Raw genomic sequence first — 24714 nt, 5'->3', positions numbered from 1 at the left:
GGCGCATTCGTTATCCGATCATTGGACATGGCGCTGTCTTCACGACAACCCACATGGCGAATGTAACTACACGCCGCACCAGGTGACAAGGCGGCCAGCCCGGGCGACCAGCCGGGAGCCTGTCAGTCCTGCGAAAAAGCCCCTGACTTCCCACCGTCCTTGTGCGTCACCCGCAACCCATCGATCCGCATCGCACGATCCACCGCCTTGCACATATCGTACACCGTCAGCGCCGCCACGCTCGCCGCCGTCAGCGCCTCCATCTCCACCCCGGTCTGACCCGTGGTGCGCACCGTCGCACTGACTTCCACCGCGTTCGCCGCCGCATCAGCCTCCAGATCGACCTGCACCGCTGAAATCGGCAGCGGATGGCAAAGCGGGATCAGTTCCGACGTCCGCTTGGCCGCCATGATCCCGGCCAGCCTGGCTACGCCCAGCACGTCGCCCTTCTTGGCCGAACCCTGCTGGATCATTGCCAGCGTCGCCGGCGCCATCACCACCCGCACCCGCGCGGTCGCCGTCCGGGCGGTCGCCGCCTTGTCGGACACATCGACCATCGCCGCGTTCCCAGCCTGATCGAAATGACTGAACCCGCTCATCAGATGCCGTCGCCCAGCAGTTCCCGCACCGCCTGCGTCACGTCGCTCTGGCGCATCAGGCTCTCACCCACCAGGTAGCAGTTCGGCCCGACCGCCGACAGCCGCCGCAGGTCGTCGGTGTTGCGGATCCCGCTTTCCGCGATCAGGAACCGGTCCGGGGGCACCAGCGGCGCCAGCGTCTCGGTCACGCCCAGATCGGTCTTCAGCGTCTTCAGGTTGCGGTTGTTGATCCCGATCAGCGAGGTCTCCAGCAACAGCGCCCGATCCAGCTCCTCACGATCGTGAACCTCGACCAAAACATCCATATCGAGGCTCAGGGCGACTTGCTCCAGTTCCCGCGCCACCGCATCGGTCAGCGCCGCCATGATCAGCAAAATGCAGTCCGCCCCCATCGCTCGGCTTTCATAAACCTGCCAGGGATCGAGCATGAAATCCTTTCGCAGCACCGGCAGCTTCACCGCCGCGCGCGCCGCTTTCAGGTGTTCCGCGTCGCCTTGGAAATGCACCCGTTCGGTCAGCACCGACAGGCACGCCGCGCCGCCCGCCTCATACGCCCGCGCCAGCCACGCCGGGTCGAAGTCCGGCCGGATCAGGCCACCCGACGGCGACGCCTTCTTGATTTCGGCGATCAGCCCATAGCGACCGCTGGCCGAGGCCTGCTTCAGCGCATAGCCGAAGCCGCGCGGAGCATCGTGACCCGCCGCGATCTCCTGGCGCAGCACCTCCACCCCGCGCCTGGCCTTGCGCGCCGCGACATCCGCTCGTGCCTCGTCGCATATGCGGGCGAGCACATCCGGCATCGCGCCAATATCGTCCGCCATCCAGCCTCCCTAAGCACGATCGCCCCGAGCGGAGCCTGCCCAACGCGCCAGTCGCGCCATCAAATCCCAACGCGCCAGTCGCCCGATCAGACCCCAACGCGCCAGTCGCCCGATCAAACCCCAGGCGCCGATCGCGCGATCAAACAAACACCTAAACCATATGCAACCCGCGTAGTCAGGCTGAAAATGGTCAAGCGCACGATGCAGTGAGGAGACTCACCCGGCGTAAGCCCTGCAACGCGGCATGGGCCGCTCCGGATGCGATGGAACGCTCTGCCAACGAAACACCTTCGCCCAAGTCCTTGGCCCGAGCCGCGATGATCAGGGCAGCCGCGGCGTTCAGCAGCACGGTATCGCGGTAGGCGCCCGCGGCCCCCTGCAGAACCGCTTCCAGCGCGGCCGCGTTGAATGCCGCGTCGCCGCCCTGGATCGCCGCGACCGGGGCGCGCGACAACCCGGCGTCCTCGGGATGCACGACAAAGCTGCGGATAGTCCCGTCGTGCAGCGCGGTCACCTGGTTCGGTCCAGCGACCGACAGTTCGTCGAGCCCCATGCCGTGCACGATCCACGCCGCCTCATGCCCCAGCGCCGCCAGCGTCTCCGCCATCGGCCGGGTCCAGGCGGCGGCATACACCCCGGTCAGTTGCCGCCGCACCCGCGCCGGATTGGCCAGCGGTCCCAGCAGGTTGAAGATGGTCCGGGTCCCCAGCTCGACCCGCGGTCCGGCGGCATGCCGCATCGAAGGATGATGTCGCGGCGCGAACAGGAAGACGCAGCCGGCCTTGGTCAGGATATCGGACAGCGACTCGATCGGCGCCTCCACGTTGACCCCAAGCGCGGTCAGCACATCGGCCCCGCCGGTGCGCGACGACAGCGCCCGATTGCCGTGCTTGGCCACCGGAACGCCGCAGCCGGCCACGACGAAGGTCACCGCCGAGGACACGTTCAACGTGCCCGCCCCATCGCCGCCGGTGCCGCAAACATCGATCGCCCCGGCTGGAGCCTCGATCGCGGTCATCCGCGCCCGCATCGCGCGCACCGCCCCGGTAATTTCGGCCACCGTCTCGCCGCGCAACCGCATCGCCATCAGCAACGCGCCGATCTGCGCCGGCGTCGCCTCGCCCGACATGATGAGGTCGAACGCCATCTCCGCCCGCTCGTCGGTCAGCGTCTCGCCGGCGGCGAGTAGGGCGATCAACGGTTTCAGGTTGGCGGACAAAACTCAGTCGCTATGGGCAAGGGCGTTGCTGCCGGCCGCCAGGGCCAGGAAGTTGGCCAGGATGATGTGCCCGCACTCGCTGGCGATGCTCTCGGGGTGGAACTGCACGCCCCAGATCGGCAGCGTGCGATGGTGCATCGCCATGATAAGCCCATCGTCGGTCCACGCGCTGACAGCCAGGACGTCGGGCAGAGTGTCACGCTCAACGATCAGGCTGTGATAGCGGGTGGCGCGGAACGGGCAGGGCAGGCCAGCCAGGATATCGCTGTTGGCATGGACAATCGCGCTGACCTTGCCGTGCATCGGTTGCGGCGCGCGCACCACATCGGCGCCGAACGCCTGGCCGATCGCCTGGTGGCCCAGACACACCCCAAGCAGCGGCACCTTGCCGGCTGCCGCGGCGATCAGGTCGAGGCAGATGCCGGCCTCGTTCGGGGTGCACGGACCCGGCGACAGCACGATCGCCTCCGGCCGCATCGCCATCGCATCGGCCACCGATAGCTTGTCATTGCGCCACACCTGGCAATCGAATTTACCGCCCCGGGTGCCTACGTCACCCAGGTAATGATAGAGATTGAAGGTAAAGCTGTCGTAATTGTCGATGAGCAGGATCATAACGCCGCATCTTTCCTCCCGCGAGGCATGGCGGTCAATCAGGCCGCGCCGCCGGGTGCGGCCAACCGCGCCCAGGCCGGTCTCGGCGCGGTCGCTACGCTTTCACCAGCGTCATCCTTGCCACCCGACGCGTAGCCGCCACACTGTCGGTCACACCCAAACACCCCAAAAAGGTTCGCATGCCCGAGGACGATGTGCCGATCACCGGCAAAATCCGCGACAAGCTGATCGAGCGCAAGCAGGACTGGGCACGCCAGGGCCGGCTGCTGACCGGCACCACGGCGGATCCCGATCACGACCGGCTGCCCCCCGGTCAGCGCCTGGTCAAGGATTGGCCGGTGCTCGACCTGGGGGCCCAGCCCGATGTTACCGAAGCCAAGTTCCGCCTCGACGTCGATGGCGCGGTACAGAACCGTCTCAGTCTGCGACTGGATGAGTTCATGGCCCTGCCGCAGACCGAGCAGGCGTCCGACATGCACTGCGTCACCCAATGGTCGCGCTACGACAACCACTGGAAGGGTGTCTCGGCCCAGGCGCTGCTGCGGATCGTCCAGCCGTCTTCGGAGGTGAACCACGTGATCTTCACCGCCCACGACGGTTACACCAGCAATATCCGGCTGGACCAGTTCGACCAGCCCGACGTCTTGCTGGTGCATCAATGGGAAGGCCGCACGATCAGCCGCGAGCATGGCGGTCCGGTGCGCATGCTGGTGCCGCGGCTGTATCTTTGGAAGTCCGCCAAATGGCTGCGCCGCATCCACTTCACCATCAGCGATCATCCCGGCTTTTGGGAGCGCCGGGGCTACCACAACAACGGCGATCCCTGGCTGGAAGAACGTTACGATTGAAACCAGCCACCTGGTTCAGCGACAGGGCCGCCAAGCATCAATCCCGCGCCAGCAACGACGTCAACGCACGCGGATCCGCCACCAAATCCGCCACCGTGTGCTGATCCAGCACCGCCATGAACGCCGCGACCGCCCGATCCAGCAGGCTTGGCAAAACGCAGCCGGGCTGGATCACACATTCCGAGCATGGTGCCAGCGCCATCTCCGGCTCGGTGCGGCGGATGATCTCACCAACCCGGATCTCGGACGCCGGACGGCCCAGACGTAGCCCACCGTGCTGGCCGCGCAGCGTAATTACCTCGCCGCTGGCGGCCAGTTGCTGCACCACCTTCATCAGGTGGTTCGACGAAATCCGATACGCCGCCGCGATCTCCGCGATCGTAACGAAACGATCCGGATGCAACGCCAGATACATCAGGGTTCGCAGCGTATAGTCGGAAAAAATCGTCAGCCGCATCGCCCGCGCCCTCTGATCGCCGACCTTACCCGAGCCGAGCAGCGATGTCCGCGATTACCGCCTCGAACATCGGCGTCGTCAGCCGGCCGGTATTCGTGTTCAGCCGCGAAACATGATAGCTATCCACCATTACCAGACCGTCCGGCAGCGCATGCACCGCACCATGGGCGAACGCCACCAGGCCGGCCCGCAGCCCGCGCGCCCGCAGCACTGCCTTATGCGACACCCCGCCCAGAGCTAGCACCACCCGTAACCGCGGCATCGCCGCCAGCTCCCGGGCCAGGAACGGATTGCATCCGGTGATCTCGGCCGGGGTCGGCAAATTGGCCGGAGGCACGCAGCGCACCGCGTTGGTCACCCGACAATCCCGCAGCACCATGCCGTCCGCCGGATCCGCGCCATAACCGCCGGCCGCGAAACCATACTTGATCAGCGTCTGGTAAAGCAGCACCCCGGCAAAGTCGCCGGTGAACGGCCGCCCGGTCCGGTTCGCCCCGCGCACGCCCGGCGCCAATCCCACCACCAGAAGCCGGCCGTCCAACGGACCGAAGCTCGGCACCGCGCCGTTGAACCACGCCGGATTGGCCGTCCGATTGGTCTCCCGGTAGCCAACTAGCCGCGGACAAAGCGGACAGTTCGCCGACGGCACCTCCAAGCCCACCGATACGCCCATCCCGGCCCGCCGGCTCAGGTCACCTCGTGCGGATCGGCGTACGGCTCAGCCGGCGTGCTCCGAGTCCCGCTGTTTCGCTGCCGCGGCTCGGTCTGCCGCCTTGTGAACTCGGCGGCGATGTCCGCCAATTCCAGGAAGGAGTCGCATTGCCGGCGCAATTCATCGGCCACCATTGGCGGGCTGCTGCGGATCGAGGACACCACCGACACTCTCACCCCTTTGCGCTGCACCGCCTCGACCAGGCGGCGGAAATCGGAATCACCGCTGAACAACACAACGTGATCCACCTTGTCCGCCAATTCCAGCATGTCCACCGCGATCTCGATGTCCATATTACCCTTCACCCGGCGCCGCCCGGCGCCGTCGGTGAACTCCTTCGCCGGCTTGGTCACCAGCGCATAACCGTTATAGGCCAGCCAATCGGTCAGCGGCTTCAGCGGCGAGTATTCTTCCGTCTCGAGCACCGCCGAGTAGTAATACGCGCGGACCACATTCGCCTTTTTGCGGAAATATTCCAGCAGGTTACGGTAGTCCACGTCGAACCCGAGGTTGCGCGAGGCGGAATAAAGATTGGCGCCGTCAATGAAGAGCGCGACACGCTCATTGGGAAGAAAAGCCATCGGCCAAACCTTGTAAAGCTGGTTGCTAATAATTGGGACAGCCGCAAACTGACTGTCCCGGCTAAATCCGCAGACTCGAGAAGAGTAATCACTATATCCAAGAGTCAATTTTGTGAACATCGAAACGGTGTCGCAGCCGCCCAAGCCGAGAGTTGCGCGACCCTCGTCGCGGTTGGGGCCAACCTTCCGCGCGCCGACGGAACACCCGCCCTACGGACCTGCGAACAGGCCGTCGCGATGCTCTGCGGCCTGCCGGGGCTACGACTCGTCAGCCGGTCGCGCTGGTTCGAATCAGCACCTGTACCCCCGTCCGGCCAACCACCCTACATCAACGGCGTCGCCTCGCTGCGGTTCGAACCCGGAGACACCCCCGACCCGGCAGTGTTGCTCGCCTGCCTCATGCACATCGAGGCACGCTGCGGGCGCCAGCGCGGCACGCCCAACGCTGCCCGCACCCTCGATCTCGACATCATCGCCATCGGCGATCTGATCCGCGCCGCGCCCGACCCGGTGTTGCCGCACCCCAGGGCCCATCTGCGAGCCTTCGTGCTGGCACCTTTGCTCGATGTGGCACCCGACTGGATCCATCCGGTGTTCGGGCGTTCCGCCGCCGCGCTGCTGGCCGCCCTACCGCCCCAAGCGATCCGCCCGCTCTGATCGCCGCCCCAGTCGCAGCAGTGCCGCAAGCTCCGCCTCGTGTTCGTAGGTCGGCATCAAGCGGTCCAGCAAAGGGTCTCGCCCGGCGGCGGGATGAAAATAAATCTCGCTTTCGCCATCAGGAAGGTTGGCCAACAACAGGCGCACACGCTCGGCCGTCATGTGGCCGCTCCAGGCCAGCCCAAAGCAATGCTCGCTGCTCGCCACCCCGGCCGCCCGAGCCTGCCGCCGCAGCACGCCGGTCCAGCAATACAGCAGCCGGTCGCCGATCCCCGGCCGGGTGCCGCAACGGGCCAGCACTGCCGGCGGTTCGGCCGGCACGCGGATGCGGCGCAACCCGAACGCCAAACCGGCCCGCAACATCATCGCACCGACCGTCGGATGCAGGTGCATGTGCTTGTGCGCGTTGGCATGGTCGAGCCGCAGTTCGGTCGCGGCGAACGCGGCGAACTGCGCGCGGATCTCCGCCTTCAATTGACGCCGCACCCGCGGTCGGAAGTAATACTTCAACCCCAGCGCCAACTGGTGGGACGGGAACTGGCCGGCGGCGTCGACCAGATCCGGAATATCCGCCGGCGGCAGGACGGCCGGCCCCTCGATCACCACAAGATGCAGCCCGACCCGCAGCGATGGGTTGGCCTTGGCCCGCCGCACCGCGTCGCCGGCCGCGGTCCCGGCGACCATCAGGCTGGCGGCCTGCAGCGCGCCTTCGCGATGCGCCCGCTCGATCCCCTCGTTAACCGCTTCCGACAGGCCGAAATCGTCGGCGCAAAAGCTGACGCTGTTCACCGGGACAACCAGGGGGCGCCAGCCGCCTCAGACCGTCTGGTGCCGCTCCCGCAGGAACTGGAAGAATTCCACCCCCTCGCGCAGCCGCCGCTTCATCATCTGTGGGCTGCGCACCATCTCGCCGACGATGGAGGCGATCTTCGGCGCCCGGAAATAGAACCGCTTGTAAAACGTCTCAACGTTGTCGAAAATCTCGGTATGCGACAGGTGCTCATAGTGCAAAGGAGCGATCTGCACCCCGCTATCGTCCACCAGTTCGGCATGTTCCGCATCCAGCCAGCCATTTTCCACCGCCTGCTTGTAGAGCAACGTCCCAGGATAAGGCGCCGCCAGTGACACCTGGATGGTATGCGGATTGATATCTTTCGCAAAACGAATTGTCTCTTCGATGGTAGCCTTGGTTTCCCCCGGCAGACCCAGGATGAAGGTGCCGTGGATCTTGATCCCAAGGTCATGGCAGTCCTGGGTGAACTTGCGGGCAACCTCGATCCGCATGCCTTTCTTGATGTTGTACAGGATCTGCTGGTTGCCGCTCTCATAGCCAACCAGCAGCAGGCGCAGGCCGTTGTCCTTCAGCACCTGCAAGGTCGCCCGCGGTACGTTCGCCTTGGCATTGCACGACCAGGTGACACCGATCTTTCCCAGTTCGCGAGCGATCGCCTCGGCGCGCGGCAGGTTGTCGGTGAAGGTGTCGTCGTCGAAGAAGAACTCCCTGACCTGCGGGAACCTGACCTTGGCCTGACGGATTTCCTCGGCCACGTGTTCGGGTGAGCGCACCCGGTAGCGATGTCCGCCGACGGTCTGCGGCCAAAGGCAGAAGCTGCAGTGCGACTTGCAGCCGCGGCCGGTATACAACGACACGTACGGATGCAGCAGGTAGCCGATGAAGTAATCCTCGATCCGCAGGTCACGGTGATAGACATCGGTGACGAACGGGAGCTGGTCCATGTCTTCAAGGATCGCCCGATCCTTGTTGTGCACGATGACCCCGGCCTGATTGCGCCAGGAAATGCCATCCACCGAGGCCCAGTCGCGGCCCTCGGCAATTTCCTTGATGGTGAAGTCGAACTCGTTGCGCGCGACAAAGTCTATCACCTCGCCCTGGGCCAGGCTTTCGGTCGGTTGCACCGCCACCTTGGCGCCGACGAAGCCGATCTTCAGGCCTGAATTGGCCGCCTTCAGCGCCTCGGCCACCTTGACATCGGACGCGAACGACGGCGTCGAGGTGTGCATTACGCACAACTCGTAGTCACTCGCCTGGCGCGTGATTGCTTCCAGCCCGATCCGCGCCGGCGGCGCGTCGATCAGCTTGCTGCCCGGCACCAGCGCGGCCGGCTGCGCCAGCCAGGTCGGAAACCAGAACGACTTGATCTCCCGCTTCGCCTGATAGCGGGACCCGGCACCGCCGTCGAAACCGTCGAACGAGGGCGGGTGCAGGAACAGGGTCTTCATCATGTTACGCGGATTCCCTCAATCGGCGGCGATAAAGTCATGATCGCGGTGGGCGGAACGTTCAAGGCGCGTGATCATGCGACAAAATGCTCTAGTCACAGCCGAAGTGTCACGGATTGATGGACAGGCGGTGGTGGCGTGTCGGCGTGCAGGCCGTGACCGCGCCAGTGAACCTTGCGTCCACCATAGCTCGCCGCCATTACCGCGACGGAAAACATGTCGCGCAACGGCAGAAGCCAGATCGGGCAACAGAACGCAACCGCGGCCTGATCGTTCCCGACCGACCGCGCCTGCCTGGTCCATAACGGCGCCAGCGCGCGATCGACGCTCAGCGCCGCGACCGCCCGCAGCATCCAGGCAAGCAGGAAGAAACCCACCGACCAGGTCGCCCCGCCGGTCAGCAGCACCGTCAACAGCGCCCAAGCCAGTGGATACTGAATCACCGAGGCCGCGAAACCCGCCGGTTCCAGCGCTCTTATCGTGCGCGCCCACCGCAACTCATGGCGGAACAGCGCGCTGAAACTGGATTCCGGGACGGTGGTCAGCGACACCGTGTCGGCCAGCGCCACGCTCGACCCCAGGGCGTTGATGCGTCGGCCCAACACGTTGTCGTCGGCCAGATGGTCCACCAGCGCCTGCAGCCCGCCGATGCTTTCCAGATCGCGCCGCCGCAGGCACATCGTCGCTCCCAGGCAATCCTGCCGTCCCAGCGCCCGCGCCACCACCGCACCCGGCAGGAAGCCATGGGTAATCTGCATGGCACCCAACCGGGCGGGCAGACCAATCACCCCGCGGCCCGTCGCGGTCCGCCGCGCGGCGCCGGAGCAGCGGGCCGATCGCACCCCGGGTCCCGACGCTTCGGCCGAGACCCCCGTCGCGGCGGCCGGCAATCCCGCATACAGCGTCGTCACCAGGCCCACGCCCGGCCGTTGCAACGCCGCCACCAGCCGGTTCAGGTAGTCCGATCGGACATGCACATCGGCGTCAGCTATCACCAGCAGGTCATGCCGCGCCGCCGGCATCATGTTCATCAGGTTGCCCACCTTGCGGTTGCGCCCGTGCAGCGTCGGATCGATCACCAACTCGATGTCCACGCTGGGAAATCGCGCCTGCAGCCGGCGCACCACGCCGATCGCCGAATCGGTCGCGTCCTGCACCCCGAACACGATCTGCCAGTCCGGATAATCCTGCCGGCACAACGTGGCCAGCGCCTCGGCCAGCAGGGGCTCATCCCCGTGCAGCGGCTTCAACAGCGTCACCGGCGGCCGGAAAATGGGATCGGCACCGCCGCTTTGGCGCGCGAAGGACGCCACCAGCCGGGACCCGACCAACGCCTCGGCCAGGCCAATGCCGGCCAGCACCGCGGCCACCCCAGCCAGCATCGCCATCATCCCCCCAGCGCGCCACCCGTACGGCCGGCGATCGGTAGCCGGTCAGGCCTGGGCCGGATGATTGTCATCGCGACGTGCCGACTTTCGTCGATCCGACCTTCGGCGCCCCGACCTTCGGCGTCTCGATGCCCATCGCCGACAACGCCACCGACACGATGTCCTTGGCCGAAAGCCCGGCCTCGATCAGTTGCTTGGTCTGCGAGTCATGATCGATGAACCAGTCTGGCATCACCATCGGCCTAATCTTCAACCCGGAATCCAACAGGCCTTTCCAGGCCAGGTGCTGCATGACCTGGGCACTGAAGCCGCCAATGGAAGCTTCCTCGATCGTGATCAGGACCTCGTGATTGCGCGCCAACCGTTCGACCAGCAGCGTGTCGATCGGCTTGGCAAATCGCGCATCGGCAACCGTTGTCGGAAAACCGCGCGCCGCCAGCTCGTCCGCCGCCTTCAGCGCATCGCCCAGCCGAGTGCCCAGCGACAGGATGGCGATGTTCGTGCCCTCGCGCAGCACCCGCCCCTTGCCCAGCGCCAGCACCTCGCCAACCTTGGGCAACGCCACGCCGGTGCCCTCGCCGCGCGGATAGCGGAACGCGCTGGGCCGATCGCCGATGGTCACCGCGGTCGCCACCACATGCACCAGCTCCGCCTCGTCGGACGGCGCCATGATCACTATGTTCGGCAGGCACCCCAGATAGGACAGGTCAAAGCTGCCGGCATGGGTCGCTCCGTCGGCGCCGACATAGCCCGCCCGGTCCATCGCAAAGCGCACCGGCAGCGACTGCAGCGCGACGTCATGCACGATCTGGTCGTAGGCCCGCTGCAGGAAGGTCGAGTAGATCGCGCAGAACGGCTTCATCCCCTCGGTCGCCATCCCGGCGGCAAATGTCACCGCGTGCTGTTCGGCGATCCCCACGTCGAAGCAGCGGTCCGGGAACATCTTGCCGAAGCGGTCCAGCCCGGTGCCCGACGGCATCGCCGCGGTGATCGCCACCACCGCCGGATCGCGCTTCGCCTCGGCGATCAGCGCCTCGGCGAACACCTTGGTGTAGCCCGGCGGACCGGGGGGCGCCTTGGCCTGCTCGCCGGTGATCACATTGAACTTTGACACCCCGTGATACTTGTCCGGTGACTTCTCCGCCGGCTCGTAGCCCTTGCCCTTCTGGGTGATCGCATGCACCAGGATCGGCCCGGTCTCCTCGGCCTCACGCACATTGCGCAGCACCGGCAGCAGGTGATCCAGGTTATGCCCGTCGATCGGTCCGACGTAGTAGAACCCCATCTCCTCGAACAGCGTCCCGCCGGTCAGGATCCCCCTGGCATATTCCTCCGCCCGCCGGGCGGTCCGTTCGATCCCGCGCGGAAACCGCCTGGCCATCCTTCCGGCCAATTCGCGCAGCGACAGGAAGCTGCGCGACGACATCAGCCGCGACAGATACGCACTCATCGCACCCACCGGCGGAGCGATCGACATGTCGTTGTCGTTTAGGATGACGATCAGCCGTGATTTCAGCGCCCCGGCGTTGTTCATCGCCTCATACGCCATGCCAGCGCTCATCGCGCCGTCGCCGATGACGCAGATCACGTTGCGATCCTCCACCACCGGCCGAACGCTTTCGGCCGCCTCGGTCGCGCCAACCTGAGGCGCCGATTTCAGGTCGCGCGCCACCGCCATGCCGAGCCCTGCCGAGATCGACGTCGAGGAATGCGCCGCTCCGAACGGATCGTACTCGCTCTCCGACCGCTTGGTGAACCCAGACAGCCCGCCACCCTGGCGCAGGGTGCGGATCCGATCGCGCCGCCCGGTGAGGATCTTGTGCGGATAGGCCTGATGCCCGACATCCCACAACAGCCGGTCGCGCGGCGTGTCGAAGATCGCGTGGATCGCCACCGTCAGCTCCACCACACCTAGCGAGGCGCCAAGATGGCCGCCGGTCACGGACACCGTGTCCACCGTCTCGGCCCGCAGCTCGTCGGCAAGTTGCCGCAACTGCTCGATCGAGAAATTGCGCATGTCGGCCGGGTAGCGAACGCGGTCGAGTAACGGCGTGGTGATCGGGCTCATCGATTCTCCTGTTCTTGCTTAGCTGCGCCGGTCGATTACAAAACCCGCCAAGGCCCGCAGGTTCGCGCCCCGACTGCCGAATTCGTCAAGATGGGCCGCGGCCTGCCGGGCCAACATGTCGGCATGGGCGCGGGCCAACTCCAAACCCAGAACCGCAACCATGGTTGCCTTGCCCACCGCGGCGTCCTTGCCGGCGGTCTTGCCAAGCTGCGCCGCGTCGCCTTCCACATCCAGCACATCGTCGGCGATCTGGAACGCCGCCCCCAGGTCACGCCCGTACGCCGCCAGCAAATGCCGCTGCATGGACGTCGCCCGGCCCAGAATAGCGCCGCACTCGGCGCTATATTGGATCAGCCGACCGGTCTTGAGCGCCTGCAGCCGGGTCACCGCCGGCGCGTCCAAATCCTGGCCTTCAGTCATCATGTCGATCATCTGTCCGCCTGCCATGCCGCGCGCACCGGCCGCGGCGCCCAGCGCCGCCACCAGTTCACACCGAGCCTGAGGATCGGAGTGCGTGTCCGGCTCCGCCAAAATCTCGAACGCGCGACACTGCAATGCGTCGCCGGCCAAGATTGCGGTTGCGTCATCGAACGCCCTATGTGTGCTCGGCTTGCCACGTCGCAAGTCGTCATCGTCCATCGCCGGCAGGTCGTCGTGCACCAGCGAATACGCGTGCAACATCTCCACCGACGCCGCGACTCGGGCCGCGCAGGTCTCGTTCACCCCGAACAGCGCGGCGGTTTCCATCACCAGGAACGCCCGCAGCCGCTTGCCGCCACCCAATGCGGCATACCGCATCGCCTCCGCCAGCCGGCCCTCGGCGCCTTCCACCGGCGGCAGCAGGATATCCAGCGCCTGCTCCACTGTGCCCGAGACGCGCGCCAGCTCGCTGGGTAGATCGATCAATGCAAGGGAACTATCAGACGCCACACGCAGCCTCACGACCGGGGCCCCGCCCGACGGGAGCCGATCCTTTTGCCGATAACACGTCAGCCGACGTTGCGCATGCCGACCCGCGCGCGATCCTCGCCATTGTTGCCGATTTGCCACGCCGTTGTAATCAACACCGTCCGCCGCCGGCCTGCCGCGGCAACCAGGGCGCCCGGCGGTGCGCAACGGCCCAGGCGATCCCCTGTCTGCATGGCGGGGTCGCACCAGCCGGCCACCGCAAGGGGTTCGGCAGCGTTGCAGCAAAACGGCCGACCTGCCATATCCCGGACCGGCCAAGCACTGCCGAGCCGGTCGGCGCCACCACGGAGAGTAGCTGAATGATCCGCGTCGTCCTTGCCCAGCCCCGCGGCTTCTGTGCCGGTGTGGAACGGGCCATCGAAATCGTCGAACGCGCGCTGAAAAAATACGGCCCGCCGATCTATGTCCGTCACGAGATCGTGCACAATCGCCACGTGGTGGAGGATCTCCGCACACGCGGCGCGGTGTTCGTTGATGAACTCGACGAGATCCCGCCCGGCGCGATGACGGTGTTCTCCGCCCACGGCGTGGCCAAGCGAGTCGAGGCCGCCGCTGCCGAACGCGGCCTGCCGGTGATCGACGCGACCTGCCCGCTGGTCGCCAAGGTGCACAACGAAGGCCGCCGCTACGCCCGCCAGGACCGCGAACTCGTGCTGGTGGGACATGCCGGCCATGCCGAAGTCGAGGGCACCATCGGCCAGGTGCCGGCCAAGGTACACCTGGTGCAGACCGTCGAGGACGTCGCCCTGCTGCGGGTCAAGGACCCTGACAAGCTGGCCTATATCACCCAGACGACGCTGTCGGTGGACGACACCCGCGGCATCATCCAGGCCTTGTCGAAGCGGTTTCCCACCATCGTCGGTCCGGACGTGCGCGACATCTGCTACGCCACCCAGAACCGCCAGCAGGCGGTCCGCGACCTGGCCCATTGCGTCGACATGATCCTCGTGGTCGGCTCGTGCAATTCCTCCAACTCCAACCGTTTGCGTGAAATCGGCCAGGAACTCGGCAAACCGTCCTACCTGATCGACGATGCCGACGCCCTGCAAGCCGAGTGGTTCCAGGACATCACCTCGGTCGGCGTCACCGCCGGCGCCTCCGCCCCAGAGACCCTGGTGCAGGGCGTGCTAGACGGTCTGCGCCGGTTCGGCGCCATCGAAGTGTCCACCCAAGGCGGTGTCGCCGAGGATGTCCGGTTCCGCTTTCCCGCCGAACTCGCGGACGCATAAGGAAACCAGCAGACCATGACCGTTCCCCTGAACCAGGCCGTGCGCGTCGGCGCCTATGTCGTCAAACAGCATCTGATCGGGCGCAAGCGCTACCCGCTGGTGCTGATGCTGGAGCCGCTGTTCCGCTGCAACCTGGCCTGCGCCGGCTGCGGCAAGATCGACTACCCGCCCGAGATCCTCAATCAGCGTCTCTCGGTCGCCGATTGCATGCAGGCGGTCGAGGAATGTGGCGCCCCGGTGGTAGTGATCGCCGGCGGCGAGCCACTGCTGCACAAGGAAATCGACCAGATCGTGCAAGGCGCAATCGCGCGCCGCAAGTTCGTCATCGTCTGCACCAACGCCCTGCTGCTGGAAAAGAAGATGGACCTGTTCCAGCCGTCGAAATGGTTCTCCTGGTCGGTGCATCTGGATGGCGCGCGCACCGAACACGACATCTCGGTCTGCCAGGACGGAGTCTACGACCGCGCCGTTGCGGCAATCGCCGAATCCAAGCGCCGCGGCTTCCGCACCATCATCAACGCGACGCTGTTCAACAACGCCGAACCCGACAAGGTCGCCGCGTTCTTCGACGACGTCATGGCAATGGGGGTCGACGGAATCTCGGTCTCCCCGGGCTACGCCTACGAACGCGCACCCGACCAGCAGCACTTCCTCAACCGCGCCAAGACCAAGGAACTGTTTCGCGGCATCTTCCGCCGCCAAGGGCAGGGCGGCGCGCGGAAGAAGTGGTCATTCAACCAGTCGTCGATGTTCCTCGACTTCCTGGCCGGCAACCAGACCTTCCATTGCACGCCCTGGGGCAACCCGACCCGCACCTATTTCGGCTGGCAACGGCCCTGTTACCTGCTCGGTGAAGGCTACGCCAAGAGCTTCAAGGAACTGATGGACACCACCGACTGGGACAAGTACGGCACCGGAAACTACGAGAAATGCGCCGACTGCATGGTGCACTCGGGATACGAGGCCAGCGCGGTCGCCGAGACCGTGCGCAAGCCCTGGCGCGCCGCGGCACAGGCCATGCGCGGCATCCGCACCGACGGGCCGATGGCGCCCGATGTCTCGCTGGCAAAACAACGCCCCGCCGAATACGTGTTCCGCCGCCACGTCGAAACGGCGGTGAAACGTATCCGCGCCGGCAAAAAGCCCACCGAGGAAGTCGCCGACGCTGCCGACTGAAGGCTACCATTCCAGTCGAGTTCAGCCGGTCCCAGCGCCAGCCACCCATCGGCCGCCGCCACTTAGCGAATTGTTAACCAATTTCAGCTAGGTTATCGCTCGGCGTCCTCACCGGGGTTACGACTAACGTGTTCCCAGGGTAGCTTTAGAACGATTTCAGCGCGCGATTACAGCAGAGCAATTCGATCAAGATGATTTCAGACGAGCCGGATGAGGACGCCGATAACCTCGACGACGAAACACTGTTGCGGGCCTATCTGGGCGTAGGCGCGGCGACACAGGCTGCGACAGATAGCACGACCGACCTGCCTGACTGGCCACAGCGCCGGGAACGCGACCCCGGCCTGAACATCGATCCCGAAACACTCGCCTGGTTCAAGGCCAGGCACGGCGACTGGCGGGGAAGAATGGCCAGCGTCCTGCGTGCCTGGGTCGCCGCGCATACGTTGCGCGAGAACAGCGTTCCCGTTGGGTCCGCCATTCTCGCCACCTCGGGCATCCACCCCGCACCCGACTCGAACGCCAGCCTCTGACCGCTTCCGCCCTGGCGCTTACATCACCAGTCGAACCTAGCGCCCGGCACGCTTGCCGTTGCTCCCAACCGCGCGCGATGCCCGAGCGCCGGCTACGGCATGGCTAACCTCGGACCCAGCCCTAGCCTGCATGAACGCCTTCAGCACCTCGTTGATTCGGGTCTGATAGCCGGCCCCGAAATTGCGGAAGAAGCGCAAAACGTCTGCGTCCAACCGCAAACTGACCGCCAACTTTGGTTCCCGCACGTCGAACACCAGATCGGTTGCCCACCCAACGCGCTGCGAGTCCATGACCGCACGCGCCGAACTCGACGCCTTGGTCGCCTCGGATCGCGTCCGGGCCTTGGACGCGTGCGCCCGGCGCGGCTTGGTTTGTGCGCTTGCATTACGATTCGTCTTGGCCATGTTCTTCCTCCTAGGATCGATCTTGGTTGGTTCCAAGACCATTTGGATCTACCGGCAGGCCTATCCAGGCCTGTAACAAGATTTGATGTACGCACGGCTGTGGCTACGGTCAAGCCTTAATCCAACGCGACCGTGTCTTCCCTGCAACGGTCCAATCGTGCTCAGATCAGCAACTCGATCAGGAACGGCCCTGACTGCTTCAGCGAATGCGTCAGCAGATCGGCAAAACCCTCGACCGTGTCGGTGCGAGCCGCCTCCACTCCCATCGACCCGGCCAGCGCCGGCCAGTTGATATCAGGATTGCCGATGTCCATCATATCGAGCGCGGTTCGACCCGGATTGGCACCCACATTGGCCAGCTCACCCAGCAGGATCTGATATTTTCGGTTCGACAGCAGAACCGTGGTGACGTCGAGCTTCTCCCGCGCCTGGGTCCACAGTGCCTGCATCGTATACATCGCCGACCCGTCCGCCTGCAGATTGATCACCCGCCGACCCGGTGCGCCGATCGCCGCGCCGGTCGCCATCGGCATCCCGCCGCCGATCGCGCCCCCGGTCACATTCAACCAGTCATGCGGTGGCGCACCCTTGGTGGCAGTGAGGAAATCGCGGCCGAAGGTAACCGATTCGTCGGCGATCACCGCGTCCTCCGGCATCAGCGCGCCAAGCGCGGCGGCCACCGACCCAGGCGTCAGCGGACCGCGCCCGACCTCGGGCCTGCCGCCATTATCGGGCGCCGCGAACGGGCCGCAGCCCAGCGCGTCGGCCAACCGCGCCAGCGCCTCGACAACATCCTGTTCCGGACGCGACAGAATCTGGACCTCGGCATCCACGGGCACCGAACTCTGCACCTTTCCCGGATAGGCAAAAAAAGTCACCGGCTTGCGCGATCCCGCCAGGATCAGTTGCCGGGTCCCCGCCATCGCCTGCACCGCCAGGTCGACGACGTAGGGCACCCGCTCCACCGCCAGCCGGCCTTGGCCGTGCGCCATCCGCGCATTCGATCCCTGCGCGATCACCCGACACCCGGTGGCAGCCTGGATCCGATGCGCCAGCGCCAGCCCTTGCTCGTGCAGCGCGACCCCGCCCAGCAACAGCACCACGCCCGCGCCGCCGCGCCGCAGCACGTTCGCCGCCTGCTCGATCTGCTGCGGCGCCGCCGCCGGTGGCGCTAGTCTAGGCAGCGCCGCGGCCACCGCACCGCCGTCGTTCCAAGAGCTATCAGACGGCAGGATCAGCGTTGCGATCTGCCCCGGCGCAATCATCGAGGCCTGCACCGCCGCCGCGGCATCGGCCCCGACCGAACCGGCATCCATCGAGGTCCGCACCCAGCCCGACACGCCGCGCGCCCAGCCCTCGGTATCCGCCGTCAACGGCGGGTCCAGCGGGCGGTGATAGGTCGCCTGGTCGCCGACGATATTGACCACCGGCGTGGCGGCGCGTCTGGCATTGTGCAGGTTGGCCAGCCCATTGCCCAGGCCAGGGCCGCAGTGCAGCAGCGTCGCCGCCGGCTTACCTGCCATCCTCGCATAGCCGTCGGCCGCCCCGGTCACCACCCCCTCGAACAGGCCAAGCACGCAGTGCATGCCAGGCACCCGGTCCAGCGCGGCGACAAAATGCATCTCAGACGTGCCAGGATTGGAAAAACACGTCGTCACACCACTTTTCAACAGCGAATGGACCAGGCTTTCGGCGCCGTTCATCCAGTGGCTCTCCCTCGTCAAGGCTCGGGCATCGAGCACCGGCCGCGGCAATCCCGGACCTCTACTCGTTTTGTCATATCTTGACCAGAGCGAGGAGCGGCAGCCGGCAGTTGTGGATACACCGCGTCACCGTCACCCGCCACACCAACCCCCGTCGCGTCGCAACAGCGGCGCGCAATGCAACTAATCGCGCCGCAACAGCGGCGCGCAATGCAGCCAATCGCGCCGCAACACCGGCGCGCAATGCAGCCAATCGCGCCGCAACACCGGCCGCGTTGGACCACGCTGCGCCGCAACATCGGCGAGCACTGGAACCACCGGATTGGCCCTGCTACGTCTGCCCGGCCTACAAAGGAGACCGCCGTGAAAACCTTCGCCCTGCTCGCCACGCTTTCGTTGGCGGCAAACCCGGCCTTTGCCCAAACGCCGACCCCCGCGCCCGCCCCGGAACCGGCCCAAACACCGGCTCCCGCAAACCGGGTACCCTCAGCCGCCACCCCCAAGGCCGCCAAGGCGGGATCCCAGGTCGACCAGCGGATCGCCCAGATGCATCGCCGCCTGAAGATCACTCCCCAGCAGGAACCGGCATGGAGTGGCTTCACCCAAATCATGCGCGACAACGCGACCTCGACCGAGCAGGCCTACAAGGACCGGCGCGCATCCCTGGCAAGCATGTCGGCGGAGCAGAACATGCAGAACTTCGCCCAGATCGTGCAGTCCCGCGCGCAAGGCGTGCAGAGCCTGTCGGCCTCGTTCCAGACCTTGTATGACGCCATGTCGGACGACCAGAAGCGAACCGCCGACAACTTGTTCCGTCACTATGCCGACCGCGCCGAGGCCCGCAAGCAAGCACCAAAGTAGCCAACACCCGTTTGCGTCGGCGTTGCGGAAATACTCAGTAGATATCGCGCAAGTAACGCCCCTGACGGGCCAGCGCCACGATCCAGTCGCGCGCTTGGTCGGCGCTCAGCCGGCCCTCGGTCATGGCGATCCGCCGCAGCGCCGCATCGACATCGCGCGCCATCCGCAGGGCATCGCCGCAGACATAGAAATGCGCGCCGTCCTGCAGCCAGCGCCACAGATCCGCCGCCTGCTCGACCATGCGGTTCTGCACGTAAATCTTGTCGGCCTGATCGCGGGAGAACGCCAGATCCAGCCGGCTCAAAGTGCCGTCCGCCAACCAGCCTTGCAGCGCCGGACCATACAGGAAATCCGTCCGCTTATGCTGGTCCCCAAAGAACAGCCATGACCGGCTGCGCACGGCGCCCGCCGCCCGATCCGCGAGGAATGCTCTGAACGGCGCGATGCCGGTACCGGGCCCGACCATGATGATCGGCGTGCGCGGATCGGACGGCAGTCGAAAATGACTCTCCTGCACGCTGGCCAGGATCGGCCCCGCCGCGACCGCGTGCCGCCCCAGGAACCCGCTGCCCACCCCGTGCCGCACTCGCCCGCGCCGCACATCGCGCACCACGCTGACGCACAGATGCACCTCGCCTTCATGCGCGCGCGGCGACGACGCGATCGAATACAGCCGCCGCCGCAGCATCGGCAGTGACCGCACCAGATCCGCCAGCGCGGGCCGCGCCGAGGGGAACGCCGTCAGCAGGTCGAGCAGGTCGGCACAGTCCGGCTCCACGTCGTCCTCGCCGTCCACCAACCGGCGCAGCGCAGCGGCATGGCCAGGATAGGTCGCGGCACCGGCCAGCAGATCGAACGTGCGGTCCAGTGGGCGAGCAATGTCGGCGACGCCCAGCGCCTCGCGAAGGCCGCGCTCGACGCCGTCGATGCCGACCACCCGTTCCTCGCCGCTGGCGCCCAGCGCCGCAATCGTGTCGGCAACCAACACCGGATCGCTGCGCACCGCCAGATTGAGCGAATCCCCCGGCAGGTAGTTCAACCCGGACCCGGCCAGATCGATCACCACATGCCGAACATCCTTGGCCGAGTCCGGTTCGGTCAGCGGATCAACCGACAGCACGCGCACCGCCACGCCCTCGGGCTCCCTGGCCGCTGCGGGCGTGTTCTCAAGGGTCGGTGAAGCGGCGGCGGAAGCCACCACCGGCGCCTCGGCGAGCAACTGCTTCACCTTCCTCGCGGTCGGCTTGGCGCCCGGCACGCACAGCGTGGTGGTGCTCTCCCGGCCCTCGGCCAAAGCCTCGGCATAGGTCTGGCACAGATAGCCGCACTGGCCGCAATCCAACTGCGCCATCGCCGCCATCAGCCGGCGTTTCATCGGCCTGCCCTCGGCCAGGCCCAGGCGTTCATCCATCTCCAAAGCCGGGTCGTGCCAGGGAAACTCTTCCTCCGGAGCCGCCGCCGCCGGCGCGCTCGAACCGGCGGTGCCGGCACCGCCGTATAGCCCGGCCAGGAATCCGTTCAGCCAGGCGCGCTGCGCCTCCGAGAACGGCGCGTTCTCCGGGATCAGCGGCAGCGGCGGGCTGATCGCGTTCATTCGCCTGCCATCGTGTTCCGGGCCGCCGCGATCCCGGCCGTCACGCTGCTTCCGCCTGCAGATTCTCACCGATCGCTCGCAGTTCGTCGTCGCCGCGAGCGGCCGACCAATCCTGAAAACCCTCCCCGGCAACGCGCGTCGCCATCCAGGCGCCGAGCAGCGCGGCCACCATCGGCGGCAAATCATCGAACGCCACGCCCGGACGGATCAGCCGTCCGATCGCCTGGTGCGGCCCGGCGCCGCCGCCGACATGCAGATCGTAGCCCTCGATCATCTCCTCGTCCTGATCCCCGTCGGCCCGATCGCCCTCATGCTCGTCGCCGCCGGGCTCGACCTTGGCGGCGAGCAGACCGATGTCGGCAATGTAATGCTGGGCACAGGAATTCGGGCACCCGGTCAGGTGGATGTTGATCGGGCTGTCCAGCGCCAGCCGAGCCTCCAGGTAGTCCACCAGCGCCGAGGCATGCCGCTTGGTGTCACTGGCGGCGAACTTGCACCCGACATTGCCGGTGCAGGCCACCAGCCCGGCGCGCAGCGGCGATGCCGAGGTGGACAGCCCCAGCGCCTCGATCGCCGCCACCGCCGCCGGGACGTCGGCCTCGGCGACATTGGGGATCAGCAGGTTCTGCCAGACCGTAAGCCGCAGTTCCGCCGACCCGAAGCGTTCCGCGATCGCCGCCAGCCCACGCATCCGCTCAGTGCTGATCCGCCCGACCGGGAACACCACGCCGATATAGCGCAGTCCGGGTTGTTTCTGCGGGTGAACGCCGATATGGCCCAGCCGGTCTTGCGCCGGAGCCGGTTGTATCGATGACGCATCGACCCGGCACAGCTTCTCGCCCAGCTCCGCCTCGACCCGCCCCAGGAACCCCTCCAGCCCGAGCCGGTCCAGCACGTATTTCAACCGCGCTTTGTGCCGGTCGGTGCGATCGCCCTCGGCGATGAACACCCGCAACACCGCGTTCGCCACCGGGATCGTCGCATCGGCATCGACCAGAACGCCGGTATCGCGGGCAAAATCGCGATGCCCGGTAATGCCGCCCAGATCGAGCCGCCAGTATACCCCGGCGGGCACCCCGAAGCCCTCGGCCACCCGCACCGCGGTGAAGCCGATGTCGTTGGTATCCTGCAGCACCGCCACCCGCCCGCCGCCATCGAACGCGATGTTGAATTTGCGCGGCAGCCCATACAGCTCGGGATGGTGCAGGATGAAATGGTGCAGCGCGCGCGCCGCTGGACGGGTGTCGAGCAGTTCCTCAGGGTCGATCCCGGCGGTTGGGCTGCCGGTGATGTTGCGGATATTGTCGGCCCCCGATCCGCGCGACGTCAGGCCGATCTCGGCCAGCCGCATCAGCACCTCGGGTGGCCCGTCGGCGCCAATTTCGCGCAACTGCAGGTTGGCCCGCGTGGTGATGTCGGCATAGCCGCCGGCCAGGTCGTCAGCGATCTGCGCAACCCCGCGCAACTGCGCCGCGGTGATGATGCCGCCGACGATCCGCAGCCGGCACATGAACGCATTCTGTGCCGGAGCCACGTAGAACAGCCCGAAATACTTGGTCAGGAAGACATCGGTCCCCTTGGGAAACTGTCCCGCCCCGGCCAGCGCCGTGACTTCATCGAAACGGCCCAGCGGCGGCTTGTTGCGCTTCGCCTGTTCCTCGGCGACGAGCTTGCCGCCGCCGGCCTCCGCGCGATCCTGCGCTGCGCGCTGCAGGTCGTTCGGATCGGCCGCGCCGCCGCCGGGCGGCCCCGGCGGCAGCCCGAACGCCGCGCGCCGCGCCTCCACCCCGGTCATGAAACCCTTCAGGTATTCCTGCTGCTCGACGGAAAATCCCGCTGCCTCGGCCGACATCGGCTCAGCCCTCGGCGGATTGCGCCACAACCGCGGCGCGTCCGGCTGACTTGGGGACGAACGTGGCGAATAACGCCAGCGCGACGAAGCCGAAGCCTCCCGCCAGGTTGCCGATCGTCACCGGGATCAGGTTCCACAGCACCCAGTCCGAGACCGACACCTTGGCGCCCATCATCATGCCGGCGGGAATGACGAACATATTGACAACCGTATGCTCGAAGCCTTGCGCGAAGAATACCAGGATCGGCATCCACGCCGCCGCGATCCGCCCGATCACCGAGCTCGAGCACAGCCCCATCACCACGCCCATGCAGACCATCCAGTTGCACAGCATCGCCTTGACAAACACGGTCAGCATGCCGGCGGCGCCGAACTTGGCGTAGCCAAGGGTCTTCGCCTCGGCCACCTGGCGCAGCCGTTCGGCGACGCCCACCGGAGCGATCTGCCAGGCATCGGTCGCTGCGATCACGAACAACACCGCATAGACCACGCTGCCGAGCAGGTTGCCCAGCAGCACCCATGACCAATTCGACAGCATTTGCCCCGGTTTTGCGCGCCCCGCCATCACCGCCATCGGCAGCAGCGCAAAGCTGCCGGTGACCAGTTCGAGACCCAGCAGCACGATCATCACGAAGCCCACCGGGAATATCAGCGCGCCCACCAGCAATTGCCCGGTCTGCACCGCCGCCCCAAGTGCCAGGCTGGTGGCAATGCCCAGCAGGCCGCCCGAGAGCGCACCCCGGATCAGCAGATCACCCACCCCAAGCTCCGCTTTCAGCGCGCCGGCCTGTATCATGGCGTCGACGACAGCGGCGGGTTTCAAAGCATCCATGCTGGCCTCTCTGTGCGGTCTCGTGCCCCACCGGCGAGCAAAATTCGTGCCGCTGGAAGCCGCTTCTTGCCGGTCGAAGCGGCTGAAACGGGCCGCGCGGGCCGAACCCGGTATCCCGTGACCGGAACTGCTGGTAAACTCGGCCTGTGATCAGGGTGTCCGAAACCTTGGTCCGACAGCCAGGGGGCGGTGATGCGAGCGATCTTTGTGCAGATCAAATGCGAAATGGGGCAAGCATACCGCACCGCGCAGGAGGCAGCCGACACCATTGCCGAGTTGTCGGAGCTGTTCTCCACGTCCGGACAATACGACCTGCTGGGAAAATTCTACCTCGACGCAGACCAGGACACCGGGCTGTTCGTGACCCAAAAGATCCAGAAGCTACCCGGCGTAAGAGACACCTACACCCTGATCGCGTTCAACGCATTCGGCGGCGCCAAAGGCCTGTAGCGGATTACCAGCCGTCTACGAACAGTCCCTACGAACCGTCCGGTAATTCGTTGCCTGCACGCGCAACCCGTTCGCGTCGCTCTCTCCTCAGACCCCGGTCTCCTGCTCCTCCGCCTCCAGCCGCCCCCGGCGCCGCCGCCCGATCGCCAGTTCGGTCACCACGCCGTGCAGCGTGCGCAACTCCTGCTCCGTCACCTCGCCGCGCTGGAACAGATGCCGCAGGTTACGCACCATTCCCGGCCGCTTCGGCACATTGCGCAGGAACCCGCAGGCGTCCAGCTGGTCCACCAGATGCGCCAGGAAATTGTCCAGCCGCCGCTTCGTCGCCACCTGCGTCTCGTTGGTCATCAGCCGGCGCGGCGGCGTTGCGTCATCGGCCATCCACCATTCATACGCCATCACCATCACCGCCTGTGCCAGGTTCAGCGACAGGAACGCCGGGTTCAGCGGAAACCGCACCAGCGCATCCGCTGCCGCCATGTCGTCGTTGTCCAACCCGGCGCGCTCCGGCCCGAACAGCACCCCGGCGCGCAACCCCCGCACCGCGATTTCGCGCAGTTCCGCCGCCGCCCCCCTGGCGGTCAGCACCGGCTTGACGATGTGGCGCGGGCGAGGGCAGGTGGCCAACACGCGATGCAGGTCGGCGGTCGCCTCGGCCACGCTCGCATGCACCGTCGCCGCGTCCAGGATGCGGTCCGCGCCCGAGGCCGTGCGCCACGCTGCCTCTTGCGGCCAGCCGTCGCGCGGCGCCACCAGTCGCAGATGAAACAGCCCGCCATTCGCCATCGCCCGGGCGCAGGCACCGACATTGTCGGCCAGTTGCGGCCGCACCAGGATCACCACCGGGCTGTTGCCGATCGGCGCCAGGTCAGCCCCGCCGTCGCGTCCCGTCACTCGTCGCGTC

25 protein-coding genes are annotated in these 24714 nt (G+C 66.4%); 7 read left to right on the top strand and 18 right to left on the bottom strand.

Going from position 1 to position 24714, the window contains the following annotated elements; all coding sequences use genetic code 11:
• Positions 1-122 precede the first annotated feature (122 nt).
• The 4 genes from moaC to ACQY4T_RS18580 all read right to left on the bottom strand — a co-directional run bounded on the left by moaC (position 123) and on the right by ACQY4T_RS18580 (position 3254).
• Positions 123-599: a cyclic pyranopterin monophosphate synthase MoaC gene (gene moaC, locus ACQY4T_RS18595; RefSeq protein ID WP_428533754.1), complete on the bottom strand. Its 477-nt coding sequence runs from the start codon at positions 597-599 to the stop codon at positions 123-125.
• Positions 599-1420: an indole-3-glycerol phosphate synthase TrpC gene (gene trpC / locus ACQY4T_RS18590; RefSeq protein ID WP_428533752.1), complete on the bottom strand. Its 822-nt coding sequence runs from the start codon at positions 1418-1420 to the stop codon at positions 599-601. The genes moaC and trpC overlap by 1 nt, the downstream gene beginning before the upstream one ends.
• Before the next feature lie 190 nt (positions 1421-1610).
• Positions 1611-2639, bottom strand: coding sequence for an anthranilate phosphoribosyltransferase (gene trpD, locus ACQY4T_RS18585; RefSeq protein WP_428533750.1), 1029 nt, complete (start codon positions 2637-2639; stop codon positions 1611-1613).
• Positions 2640-2642: 3 nt separating this feature from the next.
• Complete coding sequence (locus tag ACQY4T_RS18580) at positions 2643-3254, bottom strand: anthranilate synthase component II (RefSeq protein ID WP_428533748.1); 612 nt, start codon at positions 3252-3254, stop codon at positions 2643-2645.
• Positions 3255-3433: 179 nt separating this feature from the next.
• On the opposite strand from ACQY4T_RS18580, the gene ACQY4T_RS18575 reads away from it, so the two are divergent.
• Positions 3434-4102, top strand: a complete 669-nt coding sequence (locus ACQY4T_RS18575; protein WP_428533746.1) for a sulfite oxidase-like oxidoreductase — start codon at positions 3434-3436, stop codon at positions 4100-4102.
• 37 nt (positions 4103-4139) lie between these two features.
• Here the strand turns inward: ACQY4T_RS18575 and ACQY4T_RS18570 are convergent, their stop codons facing one another.
• Genes ACQY4T_RS18570 through ACQY4T_RS18560 form a run of 3 tightly spaced genes read right to left on the bottom strand, consistent with a single transcriptional unit; the run spans position 4140 to position 5852 of the window.
• Positions 4140-4559, bottom strand: a complete 420-nt coding sequence (locus ACQY4T_RS18570; RefSeq protein WP_428533744.1) for an Rrf2 family transcriptional regulator — start codon at positions 4557-4559, stop codon at positions 4140-4142.
• Positions 4560-4584: 25 nt separating this feature from the next.
• Positions 4585-5232: a uracil-DNA glycosylase gene (locus ACQY4T_RS18565; protein WP_428533742.1), complete on the bottom strand. Its 648-nt coding sequence runs from the start codon at positions 5230-5232 to the stop codon at positions 4585-4587.
• Between the two features lie 14 nt (positions 5233-5246).
• Positions 5247-5852, bottom strand: coding sequence for an NYN domain-containing protein (locus ACQY4T_RS18560; protein ID WP_428542980.1), 606 nt, complete (start codon positions 5850-5852; stop codon positions 5247-5249).
• On the opposite strand from ACQY4T_RS18560, the gene folK reads away from it, so the two are divergent.
• Complete coding sequence (gene folK, locus ACQY4T_RS18555) at positions 5742-6509, top strand: 2-amino-4-hydroxy-6-hydroxymethyldihydropteridine diphosphokinase (protein ID WP_428542977.1); 768 nt, start codon at positions 5742-5744, stop codon at positions 6507-6509. The two genes, ACQY4T_RS18560 and folK, sit on opposite strands and share 111 nt — an antisense overlap.
• Here the strand turns inward: folK and hpnK are convergent.
• From hpnK to ACQY4T_RS18530, 5 genes are all read right to left on the bottom strand, one after another.
• Positions 6480-7298: a hopanoid biosynthesis-associated protein HpnK gene (gene hpnK, locus ACQY4T_RS18550; RefSeq protein WP_428533740.1), complete on the bottom strand. Its 819-nt coding sequence runs from the start codon at positions 7296-7298 to the stop codon at positions 6480-6482. The genes folK and hpnK overlap by 30 nt on opposite strands.
• 27 nt (positions 7299-7325) lie before the next feature.
• Positions 7326-8753 carry a hopanoid biosynthesis associated radical SAM protein HpnJ gene (gene hpnJ, locus ACQY4T_RS18545; RefSeq protein WP_428533738.1) on the bottom strand — a complete coding sequence of 476 codons (1428 nt, stop codon included), beginning with the start codon at positions 8751-8753 and terminating at the stop codon, positions 7326-7328.
• Between the two features lie 92 nt (positions 8754-8845).
• Positions 8846-10132 carry a glycosyltransferase gene (locus ACQY4T_RS18540; protein WP_428533736.1) on the bottom strand — a complete coding sequence of 429 codons (1287 nt, stop codon included), beginning with the start codon at positions 10130-10132 and terminating at the stop codon, positions 8846-8848.
• A gap of 73 nt (positions 10133-10205) precedes the next feature.
• Positions 10206-12206, bottom strand: coding sequence for a 1-deoxy-D-xylulose-5-phosphate synthase (gene dxs, locus ACQY4T_RS18535; RefSeq protein WP_428533734.1), 2001 nt, complete (start codon positions 12204-12206; stop codon positions 10206-10208).
• Between the two features lie 18 nt (positions 12207-12224).
• Positions 12225-13112, bottom strand: coding sequence for a polyprenyl synthetase family protein (locus ACQY4T_RS18530; RefSeq protein WP_428542974.1), 888 nt, complete (start codon positions 13110-13112; stop codon positions 12225-12227).
• A gap of 362 nt (positions 13113-13474) precedes the next feature.
• Here ACQY4T_RS18530 and ispH point away from each other — a divergent pair, with 362 nt between their 5' ends.
• The 3 genes from ispH to ACQY4T_RS18515 all read left to right on the top strand — a co-directional run bounded on the left by ispH (position 13475) and on the right by ACQY4T_RS18515 (position 16113).
• Entirely contained in the window at positions 13475-14404 is a 930-nt protein-coding gene (gene ispH, locus ACQY4T_RS18525; protein WP_428533732.1) for a 4-hydroxy-3-methylbut-2-enyl diphosphate reductase, read from the top strand.
• 15 nt (positions 14405-14419) lie between these two features.
• The gene (gene hpnH, locus ACQY4T_RS18520; protein WP_428533730.1) at positions 14420-15580 is read left to right on the top strand and encodes an adenosyl-hopene transferase HpnH; all 1161 of its coding nucleotides are present in this window, start codon (positions 14420-14422) and stop codon (positions 15578-15580) included.
• Between the two features lie 191 nt (positions 15581-15771).
• Entirely contained in the window at positions 15772-16113 is a 342-nt protein-coding gene (locus tag ACQY4T_RS18515) for a hypothetical protein (protein ID WP_428533728.1), read from the top strand.
• Positions 16114-16149: 36 nt separating this feature from the next.
• On the opposite strand, the gene ACQY4T_RS18510 is transcribed toward ACQY4T_RS18515, so the two are convergent.
• The gene (locus ACQY4T_RS18510; protein ID WP_428533726.1) at positions 16150-16518 is read right to left on the bottom strand and encodes a BrnA antitoxin family protein; all 369 of its coding nucleotides are present in this window, start codon (positions 16516-16518) and stop codon (positions 16150-16152) included.
• Between the two features lie 161 nt (positions 16519-16679).
• The gene (locus ACQY4T_RS18505; RefSeq protein WP_428533724.1) at positions 16680-18221 is read right to left on the bottom strand and encodes an acetolactate synthase large subunit; all 1542 of its coding nucleotides are present in this window, start codon (positions 18219-18221) and stop codon (positions 16680-16682) included.
• A 363-nt stretch (positions 18222-18584) separates the two neighbouring features.
• Here ACQY4T_RS18505 and ACQY4T_RS18500 point away from each other — a divergent pair, with 363 nt between their 5' ends.
• Entirely contained in the window at positions 18585-19082 is a 498-nt protein-coding gene (locus ACQY4T_RS18500) for a Spy/CpxP family protein refolding chaperone (RefSeq protein ID WP_428533722.1), read from the top strand.
• Between the two features lie 34 nt (positions 19083-19116).
• Here the strand turns inward: ACQY4T_RS18500 and ACQY4T_RS18495 are convergent, their stop codons facing one another.
• Genes ACQY4T_RS18495 through ACQY4T_RS18485 form a run of 3 tightly spaced genes read right to left on the bottom strand, consistent with a single transcriptional unit; the run spans position 19117 to position 23360 of the window.
• Entirely contained in the window at positions 19117-20676 is a 1560-nt protein-coding gene (locus ACQY4T_RS18495) for a sulfite reductase subunit alpha (RefSeq protein ID WP_428533720.1), read from the bottom strand.
• A gap of 40 nt (positions 20677-20716) precedes the next feature.
• Entirely contained in the window at positions 20717-22528 is a 1812-nt protein-coding gene (locus ACQY4T_RS18490) for a NirA family protein (RefSeq protein WP_428533718.1), read from the bottom strand.
• A gap of 4 nt (positions 22529-22532) precedes the next feature.
• On the bottom strand, positions 22533-23360 hold the full coding sequence (locus ACQY4T_RS18485) for a formate/nitrite transporter family protein (protein WP_428533717.1): 828 nt from the start codon (positions 23358-23360) through the stop codon (positions 22533-22535).
• Positions 23361-23552: 192 nt separating this feature from the next.
• On the opposite strand from ACQY4T_RS18485, the gene ACQY4T_RS18480 reads away from it, so the two are divergent.
• Entirely contained in the window at positions 23553-23810 is a 258-nt protein-coding gene (locus tag ACQY4T_RS18480) for an Lrp/AsnC ligand binding domain-containing protein (RefSeq protein ID WP_428533715.1), read from the top strand.
• Positions 23811-23897: 87 nt separating this feature from the next.
• Here the strand turns inward: ACQY4T_RS18480 and ACQY4T_RS18475 are convergent, their stop codons facing one another.
• A complete protein-coding gene (locus ACQY4T_RS18475; protein WP_428533713.1) occupies positions 23898-24704 on the bottom strand; it encodes an RNA methyltransferase in 807 nt (268 codons plus the stop codon).
• Between the last annotated feature and the right edge of the window lie 10 nt (positions 24705-24714).

Source organism: Rhodopila sp., from assembly GCF_965277825.1.
In the GTDB taxonomy this organism is placed as follows: Bacteria; Pseudomonadota; Alphaproteobacteria; order Acetobacterales; family Acetobacteraceae; genus Rhodopila.
This window is presented reverse-complemented; position numbering and strand designations above follow the sequence as displayed.

Coding starts and splice junctions, on each gene's coding strand:
- ACQY4T_RS18505 (WP_428533724.1), bottom strand. CDS start 18,221: ATGAACGGCGCCGAAAGCCTGGTCCATTCGCTGTTGAAAAGTGGTGTG.
- ACQY4T_RS18485 (WP_428533717.1), bottom strand. CDS start 23,360: ATGGATGCTTTGAAACCCGCCGCTGTCGTCGACGCCATGATACAGGCC.
- trpC (WP_428533752.1), bottom strand. CDS start 1,420: ATGGCGGACGATATTGGCGCGATGCCGGATGTGCTCGCCCGCATATGC.
- ACQY4T_RS18580 (WP_428533748.1), bottom strand. CDS start 3,254: ATGATCCTGCTCATCGACAATTACGACAGCTTTACCTTCAATCTCTAT.
- ACQY4T_RS18575 (WP_428533746.1), top strand. CDS start 3,434: ATGCCCGAGGACGATGTGCCGATCACCGGCAAAATCCGCGACAAGCTG.
- moaC (WP_428533754.1), bottom strand. CDS start 599: ATGAGCGGGTTCAGTCATTTCGATCAGGCTGGGAACGCGGCGATGGTC.
- ACQY4T_RS18565 (WP_428533742.1), bottom strand. CDS start 5,232: ATGGGCGTATCGGTGGGCTTGGAGGTGCCGTCGGCGAACTGTCCGCTT.
- ACQY4T_RS18510 (WP_428533726.1), bottom strand. CDS start 16,518: ATGGCCAAGACGAATCGTAATGCAAGCGCACAAACCAAGCCGCGCCGG.
- ACQY4T_RS18560 (WP_428542980.1), bottom strand. CDS start 5,852: ATGGCTTTTCTTCCCAATGAGCGTGTCGCGCTCTTCATTGACGGCGCC.
- ACQY4T_RS18515 (WP_428533728.1), top strand. CDS start 15,772: ATGATTTCAGACGAGCCGGATGAGGACGCCGATAACCTCGACGACGAA.
- ACQY4T_RS18480 (WP_428533715.1), top strand. CDS start 23,553: ATGCGAGCGATCTTTGTGCAGATCAAATGCGAAATGGGGCAAGCATAC.
- ACQY4T_RS18570 (WP_428533744.1), bottom strand. CDS start 4,559: ATGCGGCTGACGATTTTTTCCGACTATACGCTGCGAACCCTGATGTAT.
- dxs (WP_428533734.1), bottom strand. CDS start 12,206: ATGAGCCCGATCACCACGCCGTTACTCGACCGCGTTCGCTACCCGGCC.
- ACQY4T_RS18540 (WP_428533736.1), bottom strand. CDS start 10,132: ATGCTGGCTGGGGTGGCCGCGGTGCTGGCCGGCATTGGCCTGGCCGAG.
- hpnJ (WP_428533738.1), bottom strand. CDS start 8,753: ATGATGAAGACCCTGTTCCTGCACCCGCCCTCGTTCGACGGTTTCGAC.
- ACQY4T_RS18490 (WP_428533718.1), bottom strand. CDS start 22,528: ATGTCGGCCGAGGCAGCGGGATTTTCCGTCGAGCAGCAGGAATACCTG.
- ispH (WP_428533732.1), top strand. CDS start 13,475: ATGATCCGCGTCGTCCTTGCCCAGCCCCGCGGCTTCTGTGCCGGTGTG.
- ACQY4T_RS18495 (WP_428533720.1), bottom strand. CDS start 20,676: ATGAACGCGATCAGCCCGCCGCTGCCGCTGATCCCGGAGAACGCGCCG.
- hpnH (WP_428533730.1), top strand. CDS start 14,420: ATGACCGTTCCCCTGAACCAGGCCGTGCGCGTCGGCGCCTATGTCGTC.